General features: G+C 32.4%; 26 protein-coding genes. 22 read left to right on the top strand and 4 right to left on the bottom strand.

Annotation, left to right across the window (positions count from 1 at the left end; translation table 11 throughout):
* Positions 1 to 55: 55 nt before the first annotated feature.
* Together NLG42_RS15535 and NLG42_RS15530 are read left to right on the top strand one after the other, a co-directional pair.
* Entirely contained in the window at positions 56 to 2221 is a 2166-nt protein-coding gene (locus NLG42_RS15535; RefSeq protein ID WP_257681505.1) for an endonuclease MutS2, read from the top strand.
* Between the two features lie 123 nt (positions 2222 to 2344).
* On the top strand, positions 2345 to 2788 hold the full coding sequence (locus NLG42_RS15530; protein ID WP_257681504.1) for a thiol-disulfide oxidoreductase DCC family protein: 444 nt from the start codon (positions 2345 to 2347) through the stop codon (positions 2786 to 2788).
* A 227-nt stretch (positions 2789 to 3015) separates the two neighbouring features.
* Here the strand turns inward: NLG42_RS15530 and NLG42_RS15525 are convergent, their stop codons facing one another.
* Together NLG42_RS15525 and NLG42_RS15520 are read right to left on the bottom strand one after the other, a co-directional pair.
* Complete coding sequence (locus NLG42_RS15525; RefSeq protein ID WP_257681503.1) at positions 3016 to 3441, bottom strand: hypothetical protein; 426 nt, start codon at positions 3439 to 3441, stop codon at positions 3016 to 3018.
* Between the two features lie 89 nt (positions 3442 to 3530).
* Positions 3531 to 3914 (bottom strand): acyl-CoA thioesterase, encoded by a 384-nt coding sequence (locus NLG42_RS15520; protein ID WP_089055500.1) that lies wholly within the window; start codon positions 3912 to 3914, stop codon positions 3531 to 3533.
* A 69-nt stretch (positions 3915 to 3983) separates the two neighbouring features.
* Between NLG42_RS15520 and NLG42_RS15515 the strand changes: the two genes are divergently transcribed.
* From NLG42_RS15515 to NLG42_RS15500, 4 genes are all read left to right on the top strand, one after another.
* The gene (locus tag NLG42_RS15515) at positions 3984 to 4391 is read left to right on the top strand and encodes a glyoxalase (protein WP_089056759.1); all 408 of its coding nucleotides are present in this window, start codon (positions 3984 to 3986) and stop codon (positions 4389 to 4391) included.
* A gap of 8 nt (positions 4392 to 4399) precedes the next feature.
* Positions 4400 to 4879: a hypothetical protein gene (locus NLG42_RS15510; protein ID WP_257681502.1), complete on the top strand. Its 480-nt coding sequence runs from the start codon at positions 4400 to 4402 to the stop codon at positions 4877 to 4879.
* Between the two features lie 24 nt (positions 4880 to 4903).
* A complete protein-coding gene (locus NLG42_RS15505) occupies positions 4904 to 5479 on the top strand; it encodes a Crp/Fnr family transcriptional regulator (RefSeq protein ID WP_257681501.1) in 576 nt (191 codons plus the stop codon).
* A gap of 78 nt (positions 5480 to 5557) precedes the next feature.
* Complete coding sequence (locus NLG42_RS15500; protein WP_257681500.1) at positions 5558 to 6529, top strand: quinone oxidoreductase family protein; 972 nt, start codon at positions 5558 to 5560, stop codon at positions 6527 to 6529.
* 72 nt (positions 6530 to 6601) lie between these two features.
* Here NLG42_RS15500 and NLG42_RS15495 read toward each other — a convergent pair whose 3' ends face one another.
* The gene (locus tag NLG42_RS15495; protein WP_257681499.1) at positions 6602 to 8344 is read right to left on the bottom strand and encodes a DUF885 domain-containing protein; all 1743 of its coding nucleotides are present in this window, start codon (positions 8342 to 8344) and stop codon (positions 6602 to 6604) included.
* A 67-nt stretch (positions 8345 to 8411) separates the two neighbouring features.
* Positions 8412 to 10388 carry an alpha-ketoacid dehydrogenase subunit alpha/beta gene (locus NLG42_RS15490; RefSeq protein WP_257681498.1) on the bottom strand — a complete coding sequence of 659 codons (1977 nt, stop codon included), beginning with the start codon at positions 10386 to 10388 and terminating at the stop codon, positions 8412 to 8414.
* A gap of 168 nt (positions 10389 to 10556) precedes the next feature.
* Between NLG42_RS15490 and NLG42_RS15485 the strand changes: the two genes are divergently transcribed.
* The 16 genes from NLG42_RS15485 (at position 10557) to hepC (NLG42_RS15410) (ending at position 24430) form a co-directional block, all read left to right on the top strand.
* A complete protein-coding gene (locus NLG42_RS15485) occupies positions 10557 to 11507 on the top strand; it encodes an isopenicillin N synthase family dioxygenase (RefSeq protein WP_089055504.1) in 951 nt (316 codons plus the stop codon).
* A 105-nt stretch (positions 11508 to 11612) separates the two neighbouring features.
* The gene (locus NLG42_RS15480; protein ID WP_089056753.1) at positions 11613 to 11945 is read left to right on the top strand and encodes a translation initiation factor; all 333 of its coding nucleotides are present in this window, start codon (positions 11613 to 11615) and stop codon (positions 11943 to 11945) included.
* Between the two features lie 106 nt (positions 11946 to 12051).
* The gene (locus NLG42_RS15475) at positions 12052 to 12921 is read left to right on the top strand and encodes a nucleoside phosphorylase (RefSeq protein WP_257681497.1); all 870 of its coding nucleotides are present in this window, start codon (positions 12052 to 12054) and stop codon (positions 12919 to 12921) included.
* 27 nt (positions 12922 to 12948) lie between these two features.
* Positions 12949 to 13389 (top strand): DinB family protein, encoded by a 441-nt coding sequence (locus tag NLG42_RS15470; RefSeq protein ID WP_257681496.1) that lies wholly within the window; start codon positions 12949 to 12951, stop codon positions 13387 to 13389.
* Positions 13390 to 13392: 3 nt separating this feature from the next.
* Entirely contained in the window at positions 13393 to 13785 is a 393-nt protein-coding gene (locus NLG42_RS15465) for a VOC family protein (protein WP_089056750.1), read from the top strand.
* Positions 13786 to 13868: 83 nt separating this feature from the next.
* Positions 13869 to 14342, top strand: coding sequence for a DUF4265 domain-containing protein (locus tag NLG42_RS15460; protein ID WP_089056749.1), 474 nt, complete (start codon positions 13869 to 13871; stop codon positions 14340 to 14342).
* Between the two features lie 45 nt (positions 14343 to 14387).
* Positions 14388 to 15239, top strand: coding sequence for a substrate-binding domain-containing protein (locus NLG42_RS15455; RefSeq protein ID WP_089056748.1), 852 nt, complete (start codon positions 14388 to 14390; stop codon positions 15237 to 15239).
* An 18-nt stretch (positions 15240 to 15257) separates the two neighbouring features.
* Positions 15258 to 16190, top strand: coding sequence for a transglutaminase-like domain-containing protein (locus NLG42_RS15450; RefSeq protein ID WP_089056747.1), 933 nt, complete (start codon positions 15258 to 15260; stop codon positions 16188 to 16190).
* 187 nt (positions 16191 to 16377) lie between these two features.
* Positions 16378 to 16746, top strand: a complete 369-nt coding sequence (locus tag NLG42_RS15445; RefSeq protein WP_089056746.1) for a hypothetical protein — start codon at positions 16378 to 16380, stop codon at positions 16744 to 16746.
* A 166-nt stretch (positions 16747 to 16912) separates the two neighbouring features.
* Complete coding sequence (locus NLG42_RS15440) at positions 16913 to 17239, top strand: ArsR/SmtB family transcription factor (protein ID WP_099718160.1); 327 nt, start codon at positions 16913 to 16915, stop codon at positions 17237 to 17239.
* Between the two features lie 3 nt (positions 17240 to 17242).
* Positions 17243 to 17713, top strand: a complete 471-nt coding sequence (locus NLG42_RS15435; RefSeq protein ID WP_089056744.1) for an SRPBCC family protein — start codon at positions 17243 to 17245, stop codon at positions 17711 to 17713.
* A gap of 6 nt (positions 17714 to 17719) precedes the next feature.
* Positions 17720 to 18097 (top strand): DoxX family protein, encoded by a 378-nt coding sequence (locus NLG42_RS15430; protein ID WP_099718159.1) that lies wholly within the window; start codon positions 17720 to 17722, stop codon positions 18095 to 18097.
* A gap of 160 nt (positions 18098 to 18257) precedes the next feature.
* Positions 18258 to 18857: a hypothetical protein gene (locus tag NLG42_RS15425; RefSeq protein ID WP_257681495.1), complete on the top strand. Its 600-nt coding sequence runs from the start codon at positions 18258 to 18260 to the stop codon at positions 18855 to 18857.
* A gap of 230 nt (positions 18858 to 19087) precedes the next feature.
* Positions 19088 to 20302 (top strand): glycoside hydrolase family 88 protein, encoded by a 1215-nt coding sequence (locus tag NLG42_RS15420; protein WP_099718158.1) that lies wholly within the window; start codon positions 19088 to 19090, stop codon positions 20300 to 20302.
* A 15-nt stretch (positions 20303 to 20317) separates the two neighbouring features.
* Positions 20318 to 22300, top strand: a complete 1983-nt coding sequence (hepC, locus tag NLG42_RS15415) for a heparin-sulfate lyase HepC (protein ID WP_257681494.1) — start codon at positions 20318 to 20320, stop codon at positions 22298 to 22300.
* Between the two features lie 153 nt (positions 22301 to 22453).
* Positions 22454 to 24430: a heparin-sulfate lyase HepC gene (hepC, locus tag NLG42_RS15410; RefSeq protein WP_257681493.1), complete on the top strand. Its 1977-nt coding sequence runs from the start codon at positions 22454 to 22456 to the stop codon at positions 24428 to 24430.
* Positions 24431 to 24803: the final 373 nt, after the last annotated feature.

The following is a 24803-nucleotide window of genomic DNA, read 5'->3' as shown; positions in this document are numbered from 1 at the left end:
ACTATTTAGTTTTCAAAACTTTGTAACTTTGAAACCTTACAACTTACGATATATAATGATATCTATTACCGAAAAAACATTACAAGATTTACAATTTCCAACGGTGCTCGAAACTATTTCGGCTGGCTGTAATACAGATATTGGAAAAGAAAAAGCTTTACAAATAACACCTTTTAGAGATAAAGAAACATTGATGCAGGCTTTAATGCAAACATCAGAATATGTTTCTTCATTTCAAAACAATAATGCGCTTCCAAATCATGGATTTGATGCGATAACACATGAAATTAAATTTCTGGCGATCGAAGACAGTTTTCTAGAAGTAGGAAGTTTTAGAAAAATTGCCACACTTTCGTCAACAACAAATACCTTGCTTACTTTTCTAAAAAAGTTTGATGATTATTATCCAAATATAAATGCAAGAGCTTCAAGAGTTGAATATACAAAAGACATTGTTTCTTTAATTGACGCAATTGTAGACAAATACGGCGAAATAAAAGACAATGCCTCTCCTGCTCTTTTGAGCATTCGTCAGAGCATGAATTTAGTACGCGGAAAAGTGAACCAAAGTTTTGGCGTTGCATTAACACAATACAACAGCTTAGGATATCTTGATGATATTAAAGAAAGCTTTGTTCAAAATCGCCGCGTTTTGGCTGTTCTTGCTATGTATCGCCGTAAAGTAAAAGGTTCTATTTTAGGAAGTTCTAAAACAGGAAGCATTGCTTATATTGAACCAGAAGCGACTTTAAAATATTCGCGTGAATTAAGCAATTTAGAATACGAAGAAAAAGAAGAAATCACTCGAATTTTAAAACAATTATCAAATTCAATTCGTCCGTTTTTACCGCTTTTAATTGAATATCAAGAATTCCTGAGTGATATTGATGTTGTTGCTGGAAAAGCAAAATACGCTAATCGAATCAACGGAATTTTACCAACGATTACGGAAGAAAGAAGATTGTTTTTTAGAGAAGCTTATCATCCTATTTTATATCTAAATAACAAAGAAAAAAACGAAGTTACGCATCCGCAGACTATTGAACTAAAACAGGAAAATAGAATTATTGTAATTTCTGGTCCAAATGCCGGAGGTAAAACGATCTCTTTAAAAACTGTTGGTTTACTGCAATTGATGCTGCAATCTGGAATGCTGATTCCTGTACACGAGCGAAGTGAGACTTTCTTATTTGATCGAATTTTAACGGATATTGGAGACAATCAATCTATTGAGAACCATTTAAGTACTTACAGCTATAGATTAAAAAACATGAATTATTTCTTGAAGAAATGCAACAAGAAAACCATGTTTTTAATTGATGAATTTGGTACTGGTTCTGATCCTGAATTAGGAGGCGCTTTAGCCGAGATTTTTCTAGAAGAATTTTACCATCGTGAGGCATTCGGAATTATCACAACGCACTATTCTAATTTGAAAATTTTAGCAAACGAACTACCATTTGCAACAAATGCCAATATGATGTTTGATGAAAAATCGCTTGAACCAATGTATAAATTGGCTTTAGGACAAGCGGGAAGTTCTTTTACTTTTGAAGTTGCCCTGAAAAACGGAATTCCATTTGGATTGATTAACCGTGCAAAGAAGAAAATCGAAGTTGGAAAAGTCCGCTTTGATAAAACTATTGCAACACTCCAAAAAGAAAGATCAAAGCTGGAAAAAACTTCTTTAAATTTAAAAGAAGAAGAAACTCGAGCACGCGAGGAAAGTAAAAAGATGGAAAACATCAATGTAAAAATCAAACAAAAACTAGAAAGCTATCAGGAATTATACGACAGCAATCAGAAGACAATTTACATTGGTCAAAAAATAGAAGATATTGCGGAGAAATACTTCAACAATAAAAACAAGAAAGAACTTATTGGTGAGTTTTTAAAAATTGTTGAAATTGAAAACTCTAAACGTAAAAAAGCAACTCCAAAAGAAAACAAAGCGATTATTGAAAAGAAAAAAGAAGTAATTGCAGAAGTTTCTGTGAAAGTGGAAGAAATTAGAAAAGAGAAAAAAGAAAAGAAACTCAAACCAGTTATCGAAAAACCAAAACCCGTTTTAAAAGTCGGCGACAGAGTTAGAATGCTCGACGGAAGATCTGTGGGAAGTATTGATTCTATCGAAAAAAATAAAGCAACAGTAAACTACGGTATCTTTACCTCAAAAGTAAGTTTAGACGAATTGGAGCTTGTCGAAGCTGCTAAGAAATAGTTGATAGTTTGTGGTTGATGATTGATCGTTAATACTTGATCGTTAATACTTGATCGTCAATGGATTTTTAAATGCGAATTGGAGCTTTAGTCGGAAAACGACGAAATGAAGCGTATATATAAAATGGAAAAACAGAGTGAAATAGTTTCGCTGCTAAGTAAAACTGCAGAGAACAAAAAAATAATATTATTTGACGGCGTTTGCAATTTATGCAGTAACGCCGTTCAATTTATTATAAAACACGATAAAAAAGACATTTTTCGTTTTGTGGCTTTGCAATCTGATTTCGGAAAAGAAATCTGTACTTATATTGGTGTCGATCAAACTAAAATTGACAGCATAATTATGTACAATCCTGCCGTAGCTTATTATTATAAATCTGATGCTGTATTTGAAATTGCCGAAGATTTGGGCGGATTATACAGTATAATCACAATCTTTAAAATTCTCCCAGAAAAACTTCGCAATTACATCTACGATTATATTGCTGCAAATCGCTACAAATGGTACGGCAAAAAACAAAGCTGCATGATTCCAACACCAGAGCTTAAAGCGAAATTTTTGTAAAAGAAATTTTAACCAAACCACAATGAACTAAAAGTCCTTAGATTTAGTTGGCAGACTAAAAGTCTGCAAGGTTACTGTATCTATTTATTTGTTGCAAATTACACTAATTAGCACTAATTAATTTGTGAAACTTAGTACAATTTGCTGCTATTTTTTTACCAATTAAAGCTAATAAACTAAAGTACATAGTTTTAAACTAGAGGTGATACCAGTAAAGACTGAACCTATTATTCCACTTCTTCAAAAGTAAATTTTGAGCTTTTGTAATCTATAGTTCCAGGTAAAAAACAAGGAAGGTTCATATAAGTTCCTACTACACCGTTTCCTAAAACTAGTTTATTTTCTTTACGTAATAAAGCCAAAGGAACTCTTTTCCAGCTTCCGCCATTAGAAATAAAATGAAAATCGCCTCTAAACGTATCTCCCTTTATATCACCTCTTACATCTCCAGAATCTTTACCAATTTTATGATACAATATTTCATAACGTCCAAAAAAACGTTTATCACTGATGTTTAAAACCAAAATTGCAGTATCATTTTTATTTACAGCGCGATAAAAAACTTGTTTGTAATCGTTCTTTTCTTCTTTAGAATTACAAGAAACGATAATTGCAAAAATCGAAAAAAGGAACAAAAGTGATTTTAAATTCATAGTATATATTTATTTTGACATAAGCTAATATTGCCTACAACTTATCTGCTGTACAATTTACTTATATCATTTATAATGATTTAAGTAATTTATAAACGATCTTTTACAAACTCAATTTGAGTTTTTCCATGGGCTCTAGGCTTACCATTTTCATCAAGGTTTACCATTGTAGTTTCATCGATTGTAATAATGGTTTCACGCGTCATCATATTTCTAACTGCACATTTTAAAACTACCGAAGTATTTCCAAATTTAACCACATCAATCCCAATCTCGACAATATCTCCTTGTCTTGCAGAACTTCTAAAATTAATTTCAGACATATGTTTGGTTACAACTCTCGGATTTTCTAACTGAATTATTGTATAAAGCGCCAGCTCTTCATCTATCCACGCTAATAATTTTCCTCCAAATAAAGTTCCGTTAGGATTTAAATCTTCGGGCTTAACCCACTTTCTGGTATGAAATCGCATAATTTTAATTTATAAAAGTAAAAATAGAGTTTTTTGTATTTGAAATTTTTATAAATTTAAAGAAAAAACATGGCAGATAGAGACACTTTTTTAAAAGAATTCAGAGGCGAAACTTTAGGAACTGTAAGTGCTCAATCTTCGGCAGATGAGTTATTTCAAAATCAAACGATTAGACCTATTTTAAAGCTTCAAAATGATTTATTTATAGCCGTTTTTATTAATTATGTAAATAAAAACAAAGCCGATTTTTATTCGTACACTATCGAAAAGAAACTTCAGACGATAGAAAATTCGATTCAAAAAGATATTAAGTTTCGAAATTCTCTAAAAGGAATTGTCATGGCGCTTTTTACAATCGAAGAATACGATACTTATATCCAAAATTCTTCTGATTTGAACAAACGTATGATGAATTTATTGATTGACAGATTAAAAAGTCAAGTGCAGTTGTTTGAAGTGAGAACGGATTCAAACTAGGTTTTTAAATGGTAATAGAAATAGTCGAGAATAAAAAACAAAGTCTATTTGTATATAGAAATGAAGAACTATTGTTTTATTCTACTATCAAATTTAATTGGCTTCGAAAAAATTTAATCAAAATTTTTGATCCAACTGATGAACTCATTTTAGAACTTCAAAGTTATGAAACACCATTTAGTTCAGCGAAGTTTGAAATTTTGTTTCAGAATAAAAACATAACAAAAGATATAACTGAAATTACAAAAACTTCCCTATCCTTTGATCAAAATAGAACCATTATAAGAACAAGTGAAAAGTACTTTTCATTTAATTTAAAACATTCTTACTTTTTGGACAAAATTAAACTAGCTGATATGAAAGGAAAATTTTGGAGTACAACTCAAAAAATATCATTAAATCTCAATATGGAACACGAAGAATTTATAAATCCTATAATAATCCATATTCTATCTACTAAAACTGGATATAATTCTAATTCAGTATAATACTATTGTTTACAAAGAAAACCCATGTTTAACCAATTCCGAAATAAATTCCCTCTAACTGACGAAAAATGGAATGAATACATCAATCATTTCAATCGCATTGAAGTACCTGCGAAAACGGTTCTTTTGGAAGAAGGCGAAATTTCGAAAAAGTTATTTGTTATTGAAAAAGGCTGTGTTAGAGTTTGGTTTAATAATAACGGAAAAGACTTAACTTCTCAATTCTTTTTTGAAAACCAAAGTGTTGCTTCTATCGAAAGTTTCATTAAAAAGCTTCCAAGTCCTGTTGTTGTAGAAACAATTGAACCTTCTATTTTATGGTGGATTCACAAAAAAGATGTTGACCAAATCTTAGAAGGAATTAAAGAAATCCCTGCACTTCGAGACCAATTAATCGATGTGCTTTTTCAGAGAACATTTGATTATATGAAACACTTTTTCTCTTTTATAAAAGAATCTCCTGCTGAACGTTATCTTAATTTAATCGAAGAAAAACCTCAAATCGTTCAGCGTGTTCCACAGCATTATATTGCCTCATATCTAGGTGTAAGTACAGTTCACTTAAGCCGAATAAAAAGCAAACTGACACACAAAAAATAATTCAATTGTATTTGATAACAAATGTTATCGTCAGCCGATTAACGCCTTTCTACTTTTGCTTCATAAAATTTAAACCTTATGAAAGCAGCAGTAATTTATAAAAAAGGCGAATTGCCAAAATATGCAGATTTTGCAACACCAATTGCAAGCAATGAAAACGAAGTTTTAGTTTCGATTGAAGCTGTCGCAATTACGAACTTAGACAAAGGAATTGCCAGCGGAAAACATTATTCGTCTGAAAATGAAATTCAAAACGGATTTGTCATTGGCAGTGACGGAATTGGTTTACTTCAAAACGGAACTAGAGTTTATGCCCGCGGAATTTCTGGCACAATTGCCGAAAAAGCAATAGTCGAAAAAAACAGAATGATTGTAATACCAAACGAACTTGACAGTGCAGCTGCAGCAGCAATGCCAAATGCCGTTGCAGGTTCTGCAATGGCTTTACGATTTAGAGCCGGAATAAAACCTGAAGAAACAGTTTTAATAAATGGCGCAACTGGTTTTACAGGTCAAATGGCTGTTCAGATTGCTAAATATTACGGGGCAAAGAAAATAATTGTTACGGGGCGAAATGAAAAAACACTTCAAAGTCTTTTAGAACTTGGTGCAGATGAAATTATTTCTTTAAAACAAGATGACGAAAGTTTTATTTCTCAGCTTAAAAAAATTCATCAAAACACTCCAATCGATATTGTTTTGGATTATTTGTGGGGACATTCGGCAGAACTTATTCTTTCTATTCTAAAAGGAAATGGAAATTTTACAAATAAAACACGATATGTTTCTATTGGCTCAATGTCAGGAGATACAATTCAATTATCAGCGCAAATTTTACGAAGCGCTGACTTACAATTGTCAGGTTCAGGATTAGGAAGCTGGACAAAAGAGGAAGTTAAACTATTGTTTTCAGAAATTCTTCCCGAAATGTTTCTACTTGCGTCTCAAAACAAACTAAAAGTTAATATTGAAAAAGTAAATCTGATTGATATCGAACAAAAATGGAACACAGAAGTTCCTGACGGAAAACGATTGGTTGTTATAATTTAGCATTAAAAAAAACAGGTTTGACGAGATTCTTAATCTTACCAAACCTGTTTTAAAACTATCTTTTTAAGACAATTATTCTTCAGAGAGCATTAATTCTCTTATGTATTTAACTGGGGCACTTCCAAAACTTAAAAATTTCTCATGAAACTTTTTCAAATTAAATTTATCTCCTTCTTTCTTTTTAAGTTCTTCTCTTAAATTATAAATTTCAGTATACCCTGTAAAATAAGAACATAACTGTACTTGAGATAAAGTTACACGTTTCCATTTACCATCTGCTTCAGCTTGCTGCTGAAAAGCTTCTTTAGTCAATAAACTGATCCCCGCTTCTTTAGTCATGTTTTTAGTATGAACACTAATATCTAGAATCGTATTGCAGGTAGTTCTTAAATTCCATTTATAATACATCAACCACATTTCATCAGAATTTTTATAACCACTTTCCAACATCATTTTCTCAGCATAAACTGCCCATCCTTCTACCATAGCGCCATTTCCTAAAATAGATTTAATGATACTTGGTGATTGATTGCTGTAAACCAATTGTGTGTAATGTCCTGGAATTGCTTCATGAATATTTAAAATTTGAAGAATATAATCGTTGTATTCTCGCAAATAACTTTCTGCATTTTCAGCAGTCCAACCACTCATACTTCCTACATTATAATACGTATTTGCATTTTTATCATAAGGTCCCGGAGCCGAAATTGATGCTCCTGCCACTCCAGCCATATAAGCTGGTTCTTTACGAACCACAAGTGGTTTTGATGGATCGATGTATAACAAATCCTTAGCTTTTACATAAGCCGTTAATTCTGGGATTTGTTTCTCAATTTCAGATTGAAACTTTTCTGGAGTCGTATGCTGTAAAGATATTTTATCAATAACCTGTTTAATTAAATCTAATTTATCTGTCGGTTTTGGTTCATTTCCTTTGTATTTTGCCCAAAGTTTATCAGCCAGAACGAACATTTTTTCGTGTAAATCTTTTTTATGGTCAATTGCAATTTTATAAATCTCATCAGCTGTATAACTTGATTGAATTTCAAAATTGAACTTTTTAGCATATAGTGCTGAACCAAGTCTAAAAGATCGCGGAGTTTTATTTGGTAAAGCTTTTAACCAAGCAGCATAATCTTTGATTGCTTTTATTGAAACTTGGGCTTTATCAAGCATTTCTTTTTTCTCGGCAGCGCTTAATTTACTTTTCTCTAAAACCGCTTTTAAATTGGCATCAAAAACAGAAGATCCACCTAAGTTTTGCGCTATTGCAAGTTCAGTGTGTTCAACAGTTGGATTTTTGATCTTCTTTTTTGCAGCTTCATAATAAGCAGGAATTGCGTTCATTTTTGCATTAAAAGCACGTAAACGAATTTCAGGAGTTTCATAAGTGCCATTTAAAATTTCGGCAAAAGAGCCGCAAACATTATAACCGGAAGGATCCCACTCGCCTGCTTTTAATTCTTTAATACTGAAAATATTGCTTTCGAGCTCATTTTTAATCAAATGAAAATCGGTTTTGTTATTGTCCGATAGTTTATCAATATCAAATTTGCTTAAAGAGTCCAATTGCGCGTTGACAAAATCAAGCACTATTTTTCTTTGATTATCATCAGGAATAACCAAAACACTATCTAGTTTATGATAACCAACACTTGAAGCCCAATTTGGACTAATTTTCCATAAAGAGGTTACAAAACCATCTTTATACTTGTCAAATTTTACATCTAAGGCTTTATCTTCGTTAGACTTAGTACTTTTGTTACAGGAAAAAAGCAGCGTAATCGCGAAAACCGAAACAAATAGTTTTTTCATAAGTTATTTTTTTATGGTTTAAAGATAAAAAAAATGTTCATTATGCAAAACTATGTGATTTTTACAATCAATATTTCAATAATTCTAATAAAACTTCTTCGAAACGATTTTTAGGTAGAAATTGATCTTCTAAAGCTTTTGTAAACGGAATTGGCGAATCGAGACTTGCCGCTCTTTTTACTGGAGCGTCTAAATACTCAAAACATTCTTCCATAATCAAAGCCGAAATATCACTCGCAATACCTCCAAACATGGTATCTTCTTGACAAATTATTGCTCTTCCAGTTTTTTTAACCGATTTGAATACTGTTTCCGTATCCAAAGGCTGCAGTGTTCTTAAATCAATTAAATCAGCTTTGATTTCAGGATATTTCGCTAAAGTTTCCAGCGCCCAATGCACCGAAGCTCCAAAAGCAATGATAGTAATCGAAGTTCCTTCTTTTAACAAAGCTGCTTTTCCAAACGGAATAGTGTAATAATCTGTTGGAACATCTTGGTAAACGCTTCTGTATAATTGTTTATGTTCAAAAAACAAAACTGGATTTGGATCGTTAATCGCTGTGTTTAATAATCCCTTTGCATCATAAGGAAAAGCGGGATAAACAACTTTTAAACCTGGAGTTTTGGTAAACCAAGCTTCATTTGTCTGCGAATGAAATGGTCCCGCTTGAGTGCCGCCTCCACAAGGCATACGAACCACAACATCGGCTTTTTCGCCCCAGCGATAATGTGATTTTGCCAGTAAATTGACTATTGGATTAAATCCCGTTGAAACAAAATCAGCAAACTGCATTTCGACAATTGCTTTATAATTGTTTATAGACAATCCCATGGCTGTCGAAACAACGGCGCTTTCGCAAATTGGAGTATTTCTGACACGATCTTTTCCAAAAAACTCAACAAATCCATCAGTAATTTTAAAAGCACCACCATATTCGGCAATATCTTGCCCCATCATGACAAGGTTTTTATGACGCTGCATCGACTGCTCCAAACTATTACGAATAGCATCTATAAAACGAATATTCTTGTTTTCGGATGTCGAAATAACTTCTTCGTATTGATACGGTTTATAAACATCTTTTAATTCACCGCTGTAAGTAGGTATTATTTCAGGTTCAGCATTGGCGATGGCAAGATTCTCGTCAATTTCCTGCTTTATTTCATTGTGAAACTCTTCGTCAAGTTCAGTAGTAAGAGCCCCAATTTCTGTTAAATAATTTCTATAATTAACGACCGGATCTCTAGTTTCCCATTCCTCTATTAATTCCTTTGGAACATATTTGGTGCCGCTTGCTTCCTCGTGACCGCGCATTCTAAAAGTTTTAAACTCCAGCAAAACAGGATGCGGATCGTTTTGCATGTCTTCTTTTAATTTTGACAGTTTATTATAAACCTCCAAAATATTATTTCCGTCAATAATATAACTTTCAATACCATAACCAATTCCTTTATCGGCTAAATTCTCGCAAGAATATTGCTCTTTCGTTGGTGTAGACAATCCGTAGCCATTATTTTCGATAACAAACATTACGGGAAGTTTCCAAACCGCAGCAATGTTCAATGCTTCATGAAAATCGCCTTCACTTGTGCCGCCTTCGCCAGTAAAAACAGCCGTAACTTTTTTATTATCTTGAAGTTTATTCGCCAACGCAATTCCGTCAGCAATTCCTAACTGAGGACCCAAATGCGAGATCATTCCGATAATATTATATTCCTGAGTTCCAAAATGAAAACTTCTGTCACGGCCTTTTGTAAAGCCATTTGCTTTTCCCTGCCATTGTGAAAATAATCGGTGCAAAGGAATATTTCGAGTAGTAAAAACTCCGAGATTTCGATGCATTGGCAAAACGTATTCAGATTCGTCTAAAACAGAAGTAACACCAACAGAAATTGCTTCCTGACCAATTCCTGAAAACCATTTAGATACTTTACCCTGCCGAATTAAAATGAGCATTTTTTCTTCGATTAAACGCGGCTTAAGCAGTTTTTTGTATAGGTCTAGCAACTGCTCATCTGTAAGGTTTTCTCTATAAAAGATCATAGTTCTTGGTTTTTATATATCAAATATAAAAAAATATAACAATTTTACTTATTTATGTTATAATTTTTTAATTTTATTATAACTTTTAAAATTCAATTCTAAAATATTCTCTACCTTTGTTATATAAAGGCTTTTAAAGCCTTTTTTTCTTAAATAAAAATGTAAAGTATGCAAAACATTCCTAGTGTAGACTTACGTGATTTCCTTTCGGACGACCCGAAACGTAAACAAAAATTTGTAAATGAAATCGGCAGTGCATTTGAAAACATTGGCTTCGTAGCCCTAAAAGGTCATTTTCTTGACGACCAATTGGTAGACGAACTTTATGGTGAAATTAGAAAATTTTTCGCCTTGCCAGTAGAAACTAAGCATAATTATGAAATTCCTGGAATCGGCGGACAAAGAGGTTATGTTTCTTTTGGAAAAGAACATGCTAAAGGCCGCAAAGAGGGAGATTTAAAAGAGTTTTGGCATTTTGGCCAATACGTTGATGAAAACTCAAAATACGCATCAGAATATCCTGAAAATGTAGAAGTTACTGAGTTGCCTCGTTTTAATGCTGTAGGAAAAGAAACTTACCAGATGCTTGAAAAAACTGGTGTTTATGTATTAAGAGCATTGGCTTTGCACCTTGGTTTAGATGAATTTTATTTTGATCAATATGCAAAAGATGGAAACTCTATTTTAAGACCAATTCACTATCCGCCAATTACTTCTGAGCCAGAAAATGCAATTCGTGCAGCGGCTCATGGTGATATTAATTTGATTACTTTATTAATGGGTGCTCAAGGTAAAGGACTTCAGGTTCAAAACCATAATGGAGACTGGATTGACGCTATTGCAGCTGATGACGAATTAGTTATCAATGTTGGAGATATGTTGTCTAGACATACTAATAACAAACTTAAATCAACCATTCACCAAGTAGTGAATCCTCCTAGAGAATTATGGGGAACTTCACGTTTTTCTGTACCGTTCTTTATGCATCCTGTAAGTGATATGCGTTTAGATTGTTTAGAAAATTGTATTGATGAAGAAAACCCAAAGAAGTTTGATGATATTACCGCTGGTGATTATTTATACGAACGTTTGGTAGATCTAGGTTTAATCAAAAAATAAAACTTATTTAAGTTTCAATTTTAAAAATTCCAAATTCCAAACTTTCATTGGAATTTGGAATTTAATTTTTAAATTGGAGCTTATTTTGTTAGAAGAAGAAAACATATGGATTTTAAAGATCAATTAAAAAATTTGTTTCCCGATCATATCGAGTCAAACGAACCAGAAGAGGTTCAAGAGCAAGATCATGTTCTTTACATTCAAAAAGAACCAATGATCTGCAAGTTTGAAAAACGAAAAGGAAAAGCAACTACCATAATCGAAGGTTACGAAGGAAGTGATGAAGATTTTAAACTATTAGCCAAAGAGATAAAAACAAAATTAAGCGTTGGCGGTACTTTTAAAGATGATTCTATAATTATTCAAGGTGATTACCGCGATAAAATTATGGCTATTTTAAAAGAAAAAGGATTTAAAACGAAACGCGTTGGCGGATAAATAGAAAATCTCAATTTTTAAAATTGGAATTTCAACAAGATGCACAGCCGTGCGTCTCTAAAAAAAATCTTTGAACCTCAGACAAACCCTTAGAATCTAAAAAAAAATGATACAATCATCAGAATTAATACTTAATCCAGACGGAAGTGTTTATCACTTAAACCTTCGTCCTGAACATATTGCCAATGATATAATTTTTGTTGGTGACCAAAATAGAGTTGAAAAAATCACTCAGTTTTTTGATTCAATTGAATTCTCGACTCAAAAAAGAGAATTTAAAACTCAAACTGGAATTTATAAAGGCAAAAGAATTTCTGTAATCTCAACTGGAATTGGTCCTGATAATATTGACATTGTTGTAAATGAACTGGATGCTTTGGTAAACATCGATTTAAAAACCCGTGAACCAAAAGAAAACCTAACTTCATTAAATATTATAAGAATTGGAACTTCTGGTTCTTTACAAGAAGATATTCCTGTAGATAGTTTTGTAATGTCGAAATTTGGACTTGGTTTAGATAATATGCTTCGCTCCTATTTAATCGACGAAGTTTCAAATACAGCTCTTGAAGATGCTTTTATCAAACATACCAATTGGGACAGCCGTAAAGGAAGACCTTATGTAATTCCGTGTTCAGAAAAACTGGAACAACTTATAGAATCTGATAAAATTTTTAAAGGAATTACTGCAACTGCGGGAGGTTTTTATGGTCCGCAAGGCAGAGTTTTACGTTTAAATATTCAGGATGAGGAATTAAACAGTAAAATGGATAATTTTAAATTTGAGGATGAAAGAATCACAAATTTAGAAATGGAAACAGCTGCGATTTATGGACTTTCGGCACTTTTAGGTCATAATGCTTTATCTTTAAATGCCATTATTGCCAACCGTGCATCAGGAACATTCAGCGAGGATCCTTATAGAGCAGTTGATGAGCTTATTACTTATACATTGAATAAATTGGCGGGGAAATAATTAGATAATTTGTTAATTAGATCATTTATGAATGATGCAATTCTTAAATTTGAAAAATTACTAAACGAAAATTTCCTTTTTTTTCCAACAATAGAGGATGAAATTCTAGAAGCTAGAAATCCAGGAAAATGGTTAAAGAAGGAAATCATCGGACATTTGACAGATTCAGGAATTCATAATTTGGTTCGTTTTACAGAAATTAATTATCTAGAAAAACCTTATCAACACAGACCATACAATCAAATTGATTTAGTAAAATTAAATCAATATCAAACAATGGATATTCAGGAATTAACACAGTTGTGGTTATCAATCAACAAACAAATTCTTAGAATCATGAAAACTGTCAATGAGAAAGCCTTAGCATATAAAATTGTCTTAAGCGATCATTCAGAAATTGATTTAAAATTTCTAATGACCGATTATGTTGAACATTTAGAGCATCATATTAATCAAATAAAATCTTAAGTTATGTTTTTAAGAGTTGCAAGACACACGGATAACTTAGAAATAATTGAAAATTTTTATATCAATATTCTTGGTTTTGAGCGATTAGGTGATTTTCAGAATCATAAAGATTATGACGGCGTTTTTATTGGAAAAACAGGTTTAGACTGGCATTTTGAATTTACGCAATCTAAAGTAAAAGCCAATCATTCTTTTGATGAAGATGATGTTATTATCCTTTATCCAAAAACAATTTTAGATTACAACGAATTAATAGATAAGCTTGAGCATCATAATATTTCAACTATAACTGCCGTAAATCCTTTTTGGAATGAAAACGGAAAAATGTTTCAGGATCCTGATGGTTATAGAATTGTTATATCTCCATTGAAAGCAATAATAAGTGAAATTAATTAAGCAATTATAGAATTAGATAATTAGTCAATTTGAGAATTAGATAATGAAAAGAGATTGCGCAAAAAAATATTACAAAATAAATAATGGCAGAAACACATAAAAAAATCCTATTCAAATACTATAGCGATTATCTAGAAGAAACCGTTTCAGAAACTATGTGGGCTGAAATTGTAGATTTAGAAAAGGGACTTTTTAAATTAGATAATATTCCTTTTTTTGGAGCATTAATTGCAACAGACGATTTATTTTATGCTGAATTAGATGAAAAAGAAGAACGTTTGGTCTATCAAAAAACGATTGAAAGTTCTGGAAATTCGATAGTTCAGATTTTAATTTTAGAAAAAGATTTTGACAAGGAAATTATAATCGAAAAACTGAAAGCAATTAATTGTTTGTCTGAAAGTTTAAACGATACTTTTCTAGCTGTCGAAATTGCAAGAGAAACAGATTATTCGATTGTGCGAAGTGTTTTAAATGAATATGAAACGCTTTCTGTTTTTGAATTTGCAGAGCCATGTCTTTCTGAAAAACATCGTGCTGATTTATTAAAAAACTAAACAAACTTAAATACGCATACCAAACTTAACTTAAACTTAACTACAATGAAAACGGTAAAAATTGCAGGTGTTCCGGAACACTTCAATCTGCCATGGCATTTATGCATTGAAAACGGCGAATTTGAAGCAGAAAATATTGATTTGCAATGGAAGGACATTCCAGAAGGAACTGGTAAAATGTGCCAAATGCTGCGCGACGGAGAAACTGATATGGCGGTTATCTTGACCGAAGGAATTGTAAAAGATATTGTTGCAGGAAACCCTAGTAAAATTGTTCAAATTTATGTGCAATCGCCATTAATCTGGGGAATTCACGTGGCTGCAAAATCTGATTTTAAGAATATCGCAGATTTAAAAAATAAAAAAGCCGCAATTTCTAGAATTGGATCAGGTTCTCAATTGATGGCTTACGTTAATGCAAACGAGCAAGGCTGGAAGAGTGATGATTTGCAATTTGAAATCATAAATACAATTGATGGTGCTGTTGAAGCTTTGACAAACGGAACTGCAGATTATTTTATGTGGGAACGTTTTATGACCAAACCTCTTGTAGATAAAGGTATTTTTAGACGCATTGGCGACTGTCCTACTCCATGGCCGTCTTTTGTAATAACTGTTCGCGACGAATTTTTGAAGAAAAACCCAAAAGTAGTTGAAAAAGTCCTAGAAATTATAAACAAAACTACTGTTGATTTTGCTCAAATTCCGAGTATTGATAAAACATTGGCTGAATTATTCAATCAAAAAGCAGAAGACATTCAAGAATGGCTGAAATTAACACAATGGTCTCAAAAACATTTAAATGAGAAAGCTTTTATCAAAATCCAAAATCAATTATTTGATCTCGGAATTATTGATAAAAAAAGTACTTTTGTTGAAACGGTAAAAGCGCTGTAAAAACTGCTTTCGATTCTTATGATAAATTTTCCTAAAATTGACTTTCCGCAATTAAAATCCAAATTACAGGTGAAATCACCTTGGGATAGGGTGATTATTATGCTGTTGAGTCTTTTGATAACGATACCTATTTTTATCATACTGCATCAAAATCTAATCGATTTAAACTGGGCTTTTAACTTAGATCGAGTATTAATTTTTATTGTAGTTTTCTCTGCCGTTTTTTTCTCTCTAATGCTGCTTAGAACCATAATAATATTATGTGTTGCACTTTATCTGCTGATACTGTTTTACGGAACTGTGATAGGAAATTATGGATTCAGCGAAATCTCTGAGGATTATAATTCGATGATTTACACCATGTCAGACAATCCTTTTCCTCAGGATATTATTGTTGCAAAACTGCTGCCGTTTCCAAACAAATCAAAAATTATAAACGCGATCGAATATCAAAATCCAAAAGTTAGGAATTTTGCTATAATGGCGACTACTAAACATTTTAAAGGAATAAAAGGATATTCTGATTATAGAACTATAATTCAATGTTTTGCAGTATTTAAAGAAATCAACAGCCGTTGGAATTATGTAAATGATCCAAAAGAGGGCGATTATATTGCAACTGCCAGCGAGTCATTAGAATATTTTTCTGGAGACTGCGACGATCACTCTATTTTAATGGCAGCCGCAATTCGTTCTATTGGCGGCACTCCGCGATTAATTCATACAAAAGGACACATATATCCTGAAATACTGATTGGTTCTTTAATCGATTTGGAAAAAGTCAATTATCTAATCAAAAATGTGCTTTTTCCAAAGGAAAGCTATAAAAAGAAAATTCACTATCATATTGATGAACGTGGTCAGGTGTGGATGAATCTTGATTATACTGCCAAATATCCTGGAGGACCATTCATGTACGAGGAAATTTTAGGAGCTTTGACTCTTAATTAACTTTTATAATAGAAAGAAAACAGCGTTTTACTAAGCCTTTTTTAAAAATAAACAAAACCTAAGAAAGCAATAACAATTTCAATAAAATATTATAAATCAGATACATTAATTCATTTTGTGTTAATAAAATGTTAGGAGTAATACTTTTTTTTGTAACTTTTCCTGTCTAATTTTTAATCACAAAATCATGAAAAAATCTAAATTATTTATCTTCGGAATTGCATTGGCTGCAGTATTAATTATTTCATGCGCTAAGGGTAGAAATAAACTTGTAAATTCTTGGAAAATTACTGCTGTAGAAGCTAAAATGCCACTTTCAGATTCTTTAAAAGCAGTTATTCTAAGCGACGGAACCCTAACTTTTACAGAAGATGGGCACGTAACTGGCTTTTTAACTAGAGAGATTACAAATGGTACTTATGCATTGACAAAAGGTGGAAAAAGTTTAGTGATAAAAGATGAAGTTGGTACTCCATACCCTTGTGAAAGCACGATTACAACAGATGAACTGGTTTTAGATACAAAAGAAATGAAGCTTACTCTTAAGAAAATCTAACTTAAGTTTAGTGTAACATTTTTAAAATCAGAATCATAATTCAAAAAAAATAAAGACATTGAAAACTCCTAAATTATTTATTTAGGAGTTTTTTTTTGAAAAAAACTTTAAAAAAATATTGCGCAGTCAAATAACTGCATTATATTTGCAGTCAAATAACTGCATAATGGAAATTAGAAGAGATGTTTTTCAAGCGATCGCTGATCCTACCCGCCGAGCAATTTTAAGTTTAGTTGCTATACAAGCAATGACTCCTGGAGCCATAGCCGAGAATTTTAAATCGTCTAGACAGACTATTTCAAAACACATACAAATATTGAGTGAATGTGAGTTACTGCACCAAACACAAACAGGAAGAGAAATTCACTATCATTTAAATCCAGAAAAAATTAAGGAAATCGACAATTTTATTGAACCTTTTCGCAAAATGTGGGATGACAGGTTTAATAAATTAGAAAGTATAATGAAGAACTATAAACCCAAAAACGATTAATACATGGAACCAAAAACTAAAGTTAGTGCCGTAAATGGACAACAGCAATTAGTGATTACTAGAGATTTTGATCTTCCCTTGGAGTTACTTTTCAAAGGATATACGGAAGCCGAAATTGTAGAACAATGGATGGGAACGAAAGTACTGAAACTAGAAAACAAAAAACATGGCGGCTGGCAGTTTGAAACTTCAGATCCTAATGGAAATGTGGTTTTTAAAGCAAACGGAGTTATACATGAATATATTCCTAATCAAAAAATAACACGAACTTTTGAAATGGAAAACACGAGCTTCTCTCCTCAATTAGAATTTTTAGAATTTGAAAAAATTACCGATGAAACCAGCAGGCTTACGATTCAAATTATTTATAGATCAATTGAACTTAGAGATCAAACATTGAAAATGCCGTTTGCCCAAGGTATTAACATGGCGCATAATCGATTACAAGAAATTTTAAGTAAAACATTAAACTAAAATATTATGAGCAAAAGAAATAAAATTATCTACTGGATTGCTACGCTCTGGCTGGCATTAGGAATGACTGCGACAGGAATTGTGCAATTATTAAAAATGAAAGATGAAGCAGAAATGATAACGCGCTTAGGTTATCCTTTATACTTTTTAACTCTTTTAGGAGTATGGAAACTTTTAGGAGTTATAGCGATTTTAATCCCTAAATTTTCTTTATTGAAAGAATGGGCATATGCTGGTTTCTTTTTTGCAATGACAGGAGCTGTTTTTTCGCATTTTGCTATAGGAGATTCTGCCAAAGATTATTTTGGTCCAATATTGTTGATCGTTTTAACTATTGTTTCTTGGTATTTTAGACCTGCCGAAAGAAAAACCAGTACGATCTAAAAATAGAGAAGAAACATAAAAACTTTGAACTTAAACGGCATCAAATTAATTATCCTTTTGAGAACATTAATTTATTCTGTAAATACAATAAATATTTCAATTAATTGTTTTTATAAATACACCTCAATAGTGTTTAATCTATAATAAATAGTTCAGAGATATGAAAAAAATAGTTTTTTTAGTTATTATGTTTAGTGTTTGCTTACAAGGATATTCGCAGGATGAACTCAATGCCAAATTTAAACCGATTCCTAAAAAGAATTCAGAAGTTAAAGAAGTGATTCCTCCTCCTAAAGAAAATACTCCAAAAGCAGAACCGCCGGTTGTTACCGAAAAACCAGATCCTTTAAAAGTTAATCCAGAGGAACTTTTTAAAGATACAAATCTGTATAAAAAAGAGTCAAATGTTGATGGTATTTTTTATAGACGAAATCAATTTTTAGGAAGTTTTAAAACAACATCTTTTACTTCTACAATTCGTTATCGCGACGCTGCTTTTGTAGACGGTGATAAAATAAAAGTATATTTAAACGATAAAGTTGTTGAGCCAGAAGTAAGTTTAGACGGAGAGTTTAAAGGTTTTAAAATTAATTTGGTAAACGGAGTTAATAAAATTGACTTTGAAGCATTAAATGAAGGATCTGCTTCGCCAAATACAGCAGAGTTTCAAGTTTATGATGATAAAGGTGTTGTGATTGAAGCGAGTCAATGGAATGTTGGTACGGGTTACAAAGCAACAATTGTAATAGTGAAAGAATAAAAATAGAAATTTCTTAATTCTATTTTAAATCAAAAACGGTCTTTTCAGACCGTTTTTTGTTTTTATACGATTTTCAGTAGAATTGCTTAAAATTGCCAGTAAAACAGCTGTGTTTAGACAAATTCGAAACAATTATAACAAAAACTGAAAGACGAATTTGCACCTCAAGTTTAACTTCGCTTTTGTAAATATCCAATCAAAATGGATATAGATCTAAAAACGATTAAACTATGAAAAAAACCTTTAACCTATTTTTTACTGCCTTTGTAATTACCTTCAGTTCGTTTGCGCAAACCAACCAAAATGATCCCTCACTCGCTTGGTTAAAAAAGACATCTGAAGTAATACATTATCAGTTAAGCAAAGCAGCTGAAACGTATAAACCGGGAAAAAACCCTCGTTCGACAAATCCCGATGGAACTGTTAGACTTGCTGGTTTGACCGATTGGACAACTGGATTCTTTCCCGGAAGTCTTTGGTACGGATATGAATTAACTGGAGATAAAAAGCTAGCTCAAGAAGCACAAAAGTTCACACTTGCACTAGATTCTATCCGACATATAAAAAATACGCACGATTTAGGCTTTATGCTTTATTGTTCTTACGGAAATGCCTACAGAATTACTGGCGATAAAACTTATCTTCCTGCACTTGCAGATGGTGCCCAAAATTTATATGCTCGTTTTAGTCCAACAGTTGGAGCCATTCGTTCTTGGGATTTTGATTGGTGGCACTACCCTGTTATTATCGACAATATGATGAACCTTGAATATTTGTATTGGGGCGCTAATCAATTTAATAAGCCAGAATACGCAAACGCTGCCAATTTACACGCTTTAACAACAATTAAAAACCATTTTAGAAAAGATTATAGTTCTTATCACTTGGTAGATTACGATCCAAAAACGGGTAAAGTACTACGCAAAGCAACACACCAAGGAGTAACAGACGATTCGGCTTGGGCACGCGGACAAGCTTGGGGACTTTATGGTTATGCAATGTGTTATGCAAATACTAAAAATCAGAAATTTTTACAGCAGGCAGAAAACATTGCTTCTTTTATAATGAATCATCCTCGTATGCCAAAAGACAAGGTTCCTGTTTGGGATTTTGATGTTCATAATGCAATGGATACTGATGAACTAGCTCCAAGAGATGCATCGGCTGCAGCAGTAATTGCATGCGGATTATTAGACTTAAGCACTCAGGTTAAGGACGGAAAAAAATATGAAGATTATGCTGAAGCAATTTTAAAATCATTGTCTTCTGAAGCTTATTTAGCTAAACCAGGTGAAAATAATTTCTTTTTATTGAAACATAGTGTTGGAGCATTTTTATACAATTCAGAAATTGATACACCACTGGATTATGCAGATTATTATTATTTAGAGGCATTAAAAAAATATGCTGAAATTAAAAAAATAAATTTTACAGAGAAATCGTAACTCCATAAATTAAAGATGAAGACTAACAAATACCTATTCATTTTTGCATTTATTCTGTTTTCTGCACAAAACATTTTAGCACAGGAAACCAAAATAAATAAAACGAGTTTCGACCTTATTAATTTAGATTATAAGGGACTTGAAAAAGTAAAAGCATTAGTTACTGCAAAAAAGTACGAAGATGCCAGTGAACAGCTTTTAAAATATTATCGCGGTCGTACTGATGTTAAAAATTTAGATTTTAACAGTACAGACAGACAAAAATATGCTGGTAAAAAAGTAAGCGACAATACCTTGGAACTAGCGAATGATATTTTATTGCACAAATTTAAACCGCACAAAGGCTATCCTGCTTACGATTACGGAAAAGACATCAACTGGCAGTATCGTCCTGTTCAAGATCAATTACTGACTACCTTTTTGCATCGTACTGCTTTTTGGGAGCCGTTAGGAATTGTTTACAATAGTACTGGTAATGAAACATATGCAAAAGAATGGGTATTTGAAGTACACGATTGGATCCAAAAAAACAAACAAGGTGCTTATCCTGATGATAAACAATATGCATGGAAAGCCTTTGTCGTTTCTTTTAGGCTTAATCACTGGTCTTCATATTTTAATATGTTTATTAATTCGCCGCATTTTACTCCAGCTTTTTTAATGGAATTTTTAAACTCTTATAAGGAACAAGCTGATTATGTAATGAATAATTATACTGATATTGGAAATCATCGCTTATACGAAGCACTCCATATGATGTATGCAGGAAGCTCTTTTCCAGAAATGAATCATGCCGAAACATGGCGTAAGAGCGGTATCACAGTTTTAAACGACGAAATCAAAAAACAAGTTTTACCTGATGGAGTTCAGTTTGAGTTGTCACCATCCTATCATATTGGCACAATTAAGATCTTTCTAGATGCCTTGCAAATTGCACAACTAAATGGTGTAGAAAAAGAGTTTCCAGAAAGTTATCATAATCTAGTCGAGAAAATGATACTGGCAGTTGGTAAATATTCATTTCCTGACTATACATTTCCATTATATGGCAACTCTTTCCTAACAACTAAAAGTGCCATGCTTAAAAATTATCAAGTATGGACAAAGGTTTTTCCTCAAAATAAAACAATTGAATATTACGCTGCAGACGGAAAATCAGGTTTGAAACCTGAGTATCTTTCCAGCAGTCTGCCCAACGCGGGTTTTTATGCCTTTAGAAACGGCTGGGACACAACATCGACTGTAATGCAAATTAAAGCTGGACCTCCCGCCGGGTTTCATTCTCAACCTGATAACGGAAATTTTGTTCTTTGGGTAAAAGGTCGTGACTTTACTCCTGACGCTGGCAGTTTTGTTTATGCGAATGTTGGTAATCAGGAAAATAGTAAAAGAGATTGGTATCGTTCTACTAAAGCACATCAAACCTTAACTCTTGATGATCAAAATATCCAAAATGATGCAAAACTAATTAAGTGGCAGCCAGATGGAAATCTTCAACTACTTTCGTACCTCAATCCAAGTTATAAGAATTTAAATCATGAAAGAAACTTTTTGTTCGTAGATAAAACTTTTTTCATCATTATCGACAGAGCAATTGGAACCGCAAAAGGCGATTTAGCAATTCATTACAATTTAAAAGAAGATAGTAAAGCGAGCATAAATAGCTTAAACAACAGCATCGTTACAAATTATAGCGATGGAAACAATCTTGTTATTCAACTTCTTAATAAAGATAAAGTTACTCTAAAAGAAGAATCCAGTTTTGTTTCCTACCAATATCAAAAAGAGACAAATCGACCTGCTTTTGTATTTAAAAAACCTAAAAACAATGAGCATACGCAAGGCTTTATCTCCGTACTTTATCCATACAATGACAACAAACCACCAGAAATAAAAATCATCGAGAATAAAGGACATGATCTGCCAAATGGTAAAATTGATCTAACCTTAACCATAAATGGAAAAATAAACCAAATTCAACAAAACCTTAATCCTTAAAAGATTAAAAAACTCAGGACAACTTTTATTGCCTCAGTGATACAACAAAAACTTTACGAAGCTATCTTTGGAATTCAGAAAAACTGAAATCAAACAGCTTTTAATTTTATTAAATAACCACAATCTATGCAACTAATTAAATTAAAAATCTGAATGAAAAACCTAAAAAACATTATAAGCATATTGTTTCTTTCGTTGACAACATCCTTTGTCAATGCTCAAGAAACTCTAATTAAAAAAGAAAATTTTGACGTTGTCAATTTAAACTATCCAGGTTTAGAAAAAGCAAAAAAACTCTTTGACGCAGCACAATACAATGAGGCTGCAAAAGAGTTGCTAAGCTACTATCGCAATCGAAAAAACATAAAACATCCTGATTTCAATGTGGGTGATGAAGATAGATTTAAAGGAAAAGATGTTGGAAAAGCAAATCAAGAAAAAGCTGATAACGCTTTGCAGCATAAATTTCAACCTATAAAAGGTTACAGCTATTTTGATTATGGCGCAGATATAGACTGGAATTATTGGCCTATAAAAGACAACGAAATGCGCTGGCAGCTTCACCGTGTAAATTGGTGGCAGCCAATGGGTATTGTGTATAGAAGTACTGGTGATGAAAAGTATGCTAAAGAATGGATTGCTCAATTTCGTGATTGGGAGAAAAAAAATCCGTTAGGACTTTCTAAAGACAATGATCGATATGCATGGCGTCCGTTAGAAGTTTCTGATCGTGTACAAAGTCTTCCTGGAACTTTTAATTTGTTTGTATCCTCTCCCAATTTCACTCCTGCTTTTTTAATGGAGTTTTTGAATTGCTATGCTAAACAAGCTTCGTATATTCCAGCACATTACACAAAAGATGGAAACCATTTATTGTTTGAAGCACAGAGAATTTTAGGCGCGGGTGCTTTTTTTCCTGAACTAAAAGAAGCTTCTGAATGGCGAAAAAGCGGTATTGAAATTCTAAACCGAGAAATAAAATTACAAGTCTTGGCTGATGGTGTTCAGTGGGAATTATCTCCTACTTACCATGTTGCTACAATCGATATTTTCTTAAAAGCATACAATTCGGCTAAAATGGCAGGAGTTGAAAAAGAATTTCCTGCTTCCTATTCGAAAACAATCGAAAAAATGATACTTGCACTTATAAACATCACTTTCCCTAACTATAACATTCCAATGTTTGGCGATGCATGGCTGGTTGAGAAAAACGCAAGATTAAAACAATTTGTTGTATGGTCGAAAGCGTTTCCAGAAAATGAAGAAATTAAATATTTTGCAACAGATGGCGCATCAGGAAAACTGCCGTCTAACTTGTCAAACGCATTATCAAATGGTGGTTTTTATACTTTTAGAAACGGCTGGAACGAGCAGTCAACTGTAATGATTTTAAAAGCCAGTCCTCCGGGAGAATTTCACGCACAACCTGACAACGGAACTTTTGAACTTTGGAATAACGGACGCAATTTTATGCCAGATACAGGCTGTTATATTTACAGCGGTGATGCCGAAGTTACCAAAATGAGAAATTGGTATCGTCAAACCAAAGTGCACAACACATTGACTTTAGACAACCAAAATATGGTCATTACTAAAGCGAAAGAAGAAAAATGGCAGACTGGACAAAATTTAGATATTTTAACCTACACAAATCCAAGTTATAAAGATTTAAACCATCAGAGAAGTGTGCTTTTTATTAATAAAAAATATTTCTTGATCATAGATAAAGCTGTCGGAAATGCAGTTGGAAAATTAGGTGTTCATTTTCAGTTGAAAGAAGACAGTAAACCGTTTTTCGACAAAACGAATAATAAGGTGTATACTACTTACGAAGACGGCAACAACTTGTTGATACAATCTTTAAATTCAGATAAAATAACTCTTAGTGAAGAAGATGGAAAAGTATCTTATGCATACGGCAAAGAAACTCCAAGACCTGCTTTTGTATTCGAAAAAAATAAAATCGATAACAAAACACAAGATTTTATAAGTATCGTATATCCTTATAATGGTTCTAAAGCTCCTGAAATTATTATTAAACCAAATGCCGATCATAATCTGGAAAAAGGAATTGTGAGCCTTACAATTAGTATTGACGGCAAGAAAAGCGATATTAAAACATCCTTCTAAAAGCAGTAAAAGAAAATATTTTAAATATTCTATTTCAAAGACGTCTCAACAGGACGTCTTTTTTTTGTCTTGTTTTTATCTTGTCTATTACAAAGAAACTAAATCCACCTTTTAGCAAATAACCTTTACTTATAATTTTCAAAATCTAGACACAAAATAATAGACTGTAACAGATTAAATTTACTTTCTACTTAAATATCAACGGCTTATATCGACTTTATTTTTCACTTATTTAAATGCTTTTTAACCGCATTTTAAACCTTGTTTATCTTTTGCATGAAATAGAAAAAGATAATACTAAATAAAAAGTAAGAAAAAATATTAAAAATACATTTTTACCCTTAATTTTTTGGGGTTTAAAGCTTGTTTTAAT

This window comes from Flavobacterium plurextorum (assembly GCF_024638035.1).
Taxonomy (GTDB): domain Bacteria; phylum Bacteroidota; class Bacteroidia; order Flavobacteriales; family Flavobacteriaceae; genus Flavobacterium; species Flavobacterium plurextorum.
Note: the sequence above shows the minus strand (reverse complement) of the source record. Positions and strands in the feature narration are given on the sequence as shown.

Excerpts from the sequence above, each read along its gene's own strand:
- NLG42_RS15500 (WP_257681500.1), top strand. The coding sequence starts at position 5,558 with ATGAAAGCAGCAGTAATTTATAAAAAAGGCGAATTGCCAAAATATGCA.
- hepC (WP_257681494.1), top strand. The coding sequence starts at position 20,318 with ATGAAGACTAACAAATACCTATTCATTTTTGCATTTATTCTGTTTTCT.
- NLG42_RS15525 (WP_257681503.1), bottom strand. The coding sequence starts at position 3,441 with ATGAATTTAAAATCACTTTTGTTCCTTTTTTCGATTTTTGCAATTATC.
- NLG42_RS15465 (WP_089056750.1), top strand. The coding sequence starts at position 13,393 with ATGTTTTTAAGAGTTGCAAGACACACGGATAACTTAGAAATAATTGAA.
- NLG42_RS15455 (WP_089056748.1), top strand. The coding sequence starts at position 14,388 with ATGAAAACGGTAAAAATTGCAGGTGTTCCGGAACACTTCAATCTGCCA.
- NLG42_RS15485 (WP_089055504.1), top strand. The coding sequence starts at position 10,557 with ATGCAAAACATTCCTAGTGTAGACTTACGTGATTTCCTTTCGGACGAC.
- NLG42_RS15490 (WP_257681498.1), bottom strand. The coding sequence starts at position 10,388 with ATGATCTTTTATAGAGAAAACCTTACAGATGAGCAGTTGCTAGACCTA.
- NLG42_RS15505 (WP_257681501.1), top strand. The coding sequence starts at position 4,904 with ATGTTTAACCAATTCCGAAATAAATTCCCTCTAACTGACGAAAAATGG.
- NLG42_RS15435 (WP_089056744.1), top strand. The coding sequence starts at position 17,243 with ATGGAACCAAAAACTAAAGTTAGTGCCGTAAATGGACAACAGCAATTA.
- NLG42_RS15430 (WP_099718159.1), top strand. The coding sequence starts at position 17,720 with ATGAGCAAAAGAAATAAAATTATCTACTGGATTGCTACGCTCTGGCTG.
- NLG42_RS15520 (WP_089055500.1), bottom strand. The coding sequence starts at position 3,914 with ATGCGATTTCATACCAGAAAGTGGGTTAAGCCCGAAGATTTAAATCCT.
- NLG42_RS15425 (WP_257681495.1), top strand. The coding sequence starts at position 18,258 with ATGAAAAAAATAGTTTTTTTAGTTATTATGTTTAGTGTTTGCTTACAA.
- NLG42_RS15460 (WP_089056749.1), top strand. The coding sequence starts at position 13,869 with ATGGCAGAAACACATAAAAAAATCCTATTCAAATACTATAGCGATTAT.
- hepC (WP_257681493.1), top strand. The coding sequence starts at position 22,454 with ATGAAAAACCTAAAAAACATTATAAGCATATTGTTTCTTTCGTTGACA.
- NLG42_RS15470 (WP_257681496.1), top strand. The coding sequence starts at position 12,949 with ATGAATGATGCAATTCTTAAATTTGAAAAATTACTAAACGAAAATTTC.
- NLG42_RS15495 (WP_257681499.1), bottom strand. The coding sequence starts at position 8,344 with ATGAAAAAACTATTTGTTTCGGTTTTCGCGATTACGCTGCTTTTTTCC.
- NLG42_RS15420 (WP_099718158.1), top strand. The coding sequence starts at position 19,088 with ATGAAAAAAACCTTTAACCTATTTTTTACTGCCTTTGTAATTACCTTC.
- NLG42_RS15535 (WP_257681505.1), top strand. The coding sequence starts at position 56 with ATGATATCTATTACCGAAAAAACATTACAAGATTTACAATTTCCAACG.
- NLG42_RS15530 (WP_257681504.1), top strand. The coding sequence starts at position 2,345 with ATGGAAAAACAGAGTGAAATAGTTTCGCTGCTAAGTAAAACTGCAGAG.
- NLG42_RS15440 (WP_099718160.1), top strand. The coding sequence starts at position 16,913 with ATGGAAATTAGAAGAGATGTTTTTCAAGCGATCGCTGATCCTACCCGC.
- NLG42_RS15515 (WP_089056759.1), top strand. The coding sequence starts at position 3,984 with ATGGCAGATAGAGACACTTTTTTAAAAGAATTCAGAGGCGAAACTTTA.
- NLG42_RS15480 (WP_089056753.1), top strand. The coding sequence starts at position 11,613 with ATGGATTTTAAAGATCAATTAAAAAATTTGTTTCCCGATCATATCGAG.
- NLG42_RS15475 (WP_257681497.1), top strand. The coding sequence starts at position 12,052 with ATGATACAATCATCAGAATTAATACTTAATCCAGACGGAAGTGTTTAT.
- NLG42_RS15510 (WP_257681502.1), top strand. The coding sequence starts at position 4,400 with ATGGTAATAGAAATAGTCGAGAATAAAAAACAAAGTCTATTTGTATAT.
- NLG42_RS15450 (WP_089056747.1), top strand. The coding sequence starts at position 15,258 with ATGATAAATTTTCCTAAAATTGACTTTCCGCAATTAAAATCCAAATTA.
- NLG42_RS15445 (WP_089056746.1), top strand. The coding sequence starts at position 16,378 with ATGAAAAAATCTAAATTATTTATCTTCGGAATTGCATTGGCTGCAGTA.